Origin of the sequence: Micromonospora sp. MH33, from assembly GCF_003013775.1 — a bacterium.
Classification (GTDB): domain Bacteria; phylum Actinomycetota; class Actinomycetes; order Mycobacteriales; family Micromonosporaceae; genus Micromonospora; species Micromonospora fulviviridis.
This window is the reverse complement of sequence record NZ_MUYZ01000486.1, coordinates 1-3,153: the sequence shown is the minus strand read 5'-3', so window position 1 is coordinate 3,153 and position 3,153 is coordinate 1. Positions and strand designations below refer to the sequence as shown.

The 3,153-nt window shown below is 75.8% G+C and carries 4 protein-coding genes; 2 read left to right on the top strand and 2 right to left on the bottom strand.

Annotation, left to right across the window (positions count from 1 at the left end):
- The coding region (locus tag B0E53_RS34790; protein WP_107079759.1) for a siderophore-interacting protein at positions 1–606 on the bottom strand (606 nt) is incomplete at its 3' end.
- On the bottom strand, positions 603–1,643 hold the full coding sequence (locus tag B0E53_RS34785) for an ABC transporter substrate-binding protein (protein ID WP_107079758.1): 1,041 nt from the start codon (positions 1,641–1,643) through the stop codon (positions 603–605). The genes B0E53_RS34785 and B0E53_RS34790, both read right to left, overlap by 4 nt.
- A gap of 196 nt (positions 1,644–1,839) precedes the next feature.
- Here B0E53_RS34785 and B0E53_RS34780 point away from each other — a divergent pair, with 196 nt between their 5' ends.
- Together B0E53_RS34780 and B0E53_RS34775 are read left to right on the top strand one after the other, a co-directional pair.
- Entirely contained in the window at positions 1,840–2,790 is a 951-nt protein-coding gene (locus B0E53_RS34780) for an iron chelate uptake ABC transporter family permease subunit (protein WP_348639690.1), read from the top strand.
- Positions 2,787–3,153 (top strand): iron chelate uptake ABC transporter family permease subunit (locus tag B0E53_RS34775; RefSeq protein WP_146167909.1); only part of this gene is annotated, 367 nt, incomplete at its 3' end. The genes B0E53_RS34780 and B0E53_RS34775, both read left to right, overlap by 4 nt.

The following is a 3,153-nucleotide window of genomic DNA, read 5'->3' as shown; positions in this document are numbered from 1 at the left end:
GACCAGCCAGGTCACCTCGGCGCGGGCGGCGGTGGGCAGCGGCTGGATGTCGCCGGCCGTGGGGACCTCGACGAAGGCCCGGACCGGGGTGCCGGCGGGCAGCCAGTCGAGGATCCCGCCGACGGCCGGGAGCGCCGTCTCGTCGGCGACCAGCAGCACGGCGTCGGCGCCGGTGGGCGGCTGGAAGCGCACGGTGCGCTCGTCGGGCACGGCCGGCCCGAGCAGCAGCACCCGATCGCCCGGGCGGGCCCGGCCGGCCCAGCGGGTGGCCGGGCCGGTGTCGCCGTGCCGGACGAAGTCGATGTCCAGCTCGCCCCGCTCGGGCCGCTGCGCCCGGATGGTGTACGAGCGCATCACCGCCCGCACCGACGGGTCCAGGGCCCGCCACGCCGCGTACCAGTCCTCCCCCGCCCCGACCGGGACGACCGGGGCGTCCTGGCCGGGGTGCGGCAGGAAGACCGAGACGCTCTGGTCCCGGCCGCCGCCGGCGAACTCGCCGAGGTCGTCGCCGCCGAAGGTGACCCGGACCAGGCAGTCGCCCACCGCCCGGGTGGCGGACACCCGGGCGGCGTAGAACCGGTACCGCAGGGCGACGGCGGTGGTCACGCGGTGACCTTCTTCGCGCCCCGGATGGCGGTGGCCAGGTTCTCCAGCAGCGGGGCGGCGCCGGCGTACGAGAAGCGGGGCACCGCGTCCCACGGGGTGACCTGGTCGGCCTTGACCGCGGGCAGCTGCGCCCAGGTGGGCTTGGCGGCGAGGTCCTTCGGCGCCAGGGCGGTGGGGCGGTTGTCGAGCAGGATCAGGTCGGCCGGGAACTTGCCGGTGTTCTCCCAGCTCAGCGCCTCGAAGTAGTCGCCCTGCTCGAGCTTGGTCGGCACCACCAGGTCGACGCCGAGTTCGGCGAAGTACATCAGGTCGGTGCTGACCTTGGGGTTGGAGACGTAGAACAGGTCGGGGCTGCCGGAGGCGGCCATCACCTTGATCCCGGGGTTCGCCCTGACCGCCTGGCGCACCGCCTCGGCGGCGGCGGTGAACCGGGCCTTCGCGTCGGTGACCTTCTTCGCGGTGAGGTCGGCGCCGAGGGAGCCGGCGAGTTCGGCGTACCGCTCGATCGGGCGGGTCATGGGCACGCGGGCCGTGGTGATCGCGACGCTGGGGGCCAGCGGCAGGATCTTCGCCTTGCTCTCGTCCGGGACGTACCAGAGCGCGCCCGGGTCGTACATGTGGGTGACCAGCAGCTCGGGGCGAAGGCCGGCGTACTTCTCCAGGTTGAACTCGCCCCAGGCGTTGCCGAGGATCTCGACCTGCTGGACGTCGAGGTCGCCGGCCTGCGGCTCCTTGCTGCCGTCGGCCTTCTTCGTCTCGCCGAACACGCCGACGATCTGCTCATCGAGTCCGAAGTCGACCAGGGCGGCGGCCACCCCGGTGAAGGCGACGATCCGGGTGGGCCGGGCGGCGGCGTCGACCTTCTGCTGCCGGTCGTCGGTGAACGACCAGGGGCCGCCGGTCGGGCCCGCGCTGGTGGCGGCGGCGTCGCCGCCGTCCTTGCCGCAGCCGGCGAGCAGGGCGCCGAGGCCGGCGGCGCCGGCGGCAGCGAGGAGGCCGCGGCGGGAGAGCCGGCGGTGGGACAGGGCATCGGGCATGGCGAAGTCTTTCGGTACGGGTCTGCGAATGACCATGGACAGCGAGGTTAGGCTAACCTAACCTAACTCGCTGTCAAGGTCCTTCCCGCCCCCGGAGTCCACGCTGTCCGTCATCACCCCACCCCGAATCGGCGCCGTCCCCGCCCCGGCGACCGTCCGGCGCCGCCGGCTCCGGGCCGGCGGGCTCGCCCTCGGCGTGCTCCTGCTCGCCGCGGTGGCCGTGCTCAGCCTCGTCCTCGGCGCCAAGCCCCTCTCCCTCACTGAGGTGTGGCACGGCCTCACCGACCCGGCCTCCCCCGAGTACGCCGTGGTGCACCAGGGGCGGCTGCCCCGCACGCTGCTCGGTCTCGCCGCCGGCGCGGCGCTCGGTGTCGCCGGGGCGGCCATGCAGACGTTGACCCGCAACCCGCTCGCCGACCCCGGCCTGCTCGGCATCAACGCGGGGGCCTCGGCCGCGGTGGCCACCGCCACCGTGCTGCTCGGCGTCGCCGACCTCGACCACCAGGTCTGGTACGCGCTGCTCGGCGCCGCCGGGGTCACCGTCGCCGTGCACACCATCGCCGGCGGCCGGCAGGCCACCCCGGCCCGGCTCGCCCTGGCCGGGGCGGCGCTCAACGCGGCCCTGTTCTCCTACGTCAGCGCGGTCATGCTGGTCGACAGCACCTCGCTGGAACGGCTGCGGTTCTGGACCGTCGGCTCGCTGGCCGGCGCCCGCACCGACACCCTGCCCAGCCTGCTGCCGTTCGTCCTGACCGGACTGCTGATCGCCGTGCTGGTGACCCGCCCGCTGGCCGCCCTGGCCCTCGGCGACGACTCCGCACGGGCGCTCGGCGCCCGGCCCGGCCTGGTCCGGGGCGCGGTGGTCGTCGCCGTCACGCTGCTCTGCGGGGCGGCCACCGCCGCCTGCGGACCGATCGTCTTCGTGGGGCTACTCGCCCCGCACCTGGTCCGCGCCCTCACCGGGCCGGACCCGCGCCGGCTGCTGCCCTGGTGCGCGGTGTTCGCGCCGGTGCTGCTGCTCACCGCCGACGTGGCCGGCCGGGTGCTGGGCCGCCCCGGCGAGCTCCAGGTGGGACTGGTCACCGCCGTGCTCGGCGGTCCCCTCTTCCTGCACCTGGTCCGGCACGGACGGGTGGGCCGGCTGTGATCGTGCTGCGCCTTCCCGGCGGGCTGTCGCTGCGCCTGCGGCCCCGCGCCCTCGTCGTCGGCCTGGCCGGCACGCTGCTCGCCCTCGCCCTGGCCGTGCTGGCCGTCGGCGCCGGCGACTACCCGATCGCCCCGGCCGACGTGCTGCGCGTCCTCGCGGGCGGGGGCAGCCCCGCCGACCGGTTCATCGTCACCGAGCTGCGGCTGCCCCGGCTCGTCACCGCCCTGGCGGTCGGCGCCGCCCTCGGCCTGGCCGGCGCGGTGTTCCAGTCCCTGACCCGCAACCCGCTGGGCAGCCCGGACGTCCTCGGGGTCACCTCCGGCGCGGCCACCGGCGCCCTGGTCGTGGTGGTGGTCGGCGGCG

Bases quoted from the DNA above. Each gene is read 5' to 3' on its own strand.
- B0E53_RS34785 (WP_107079758.1), bottom strand. From the start codon at position 1,643: ATGCCCGATGCCCTGTCCCACCGCCGGCTCTCCCGCCGCGGCCTCCTC.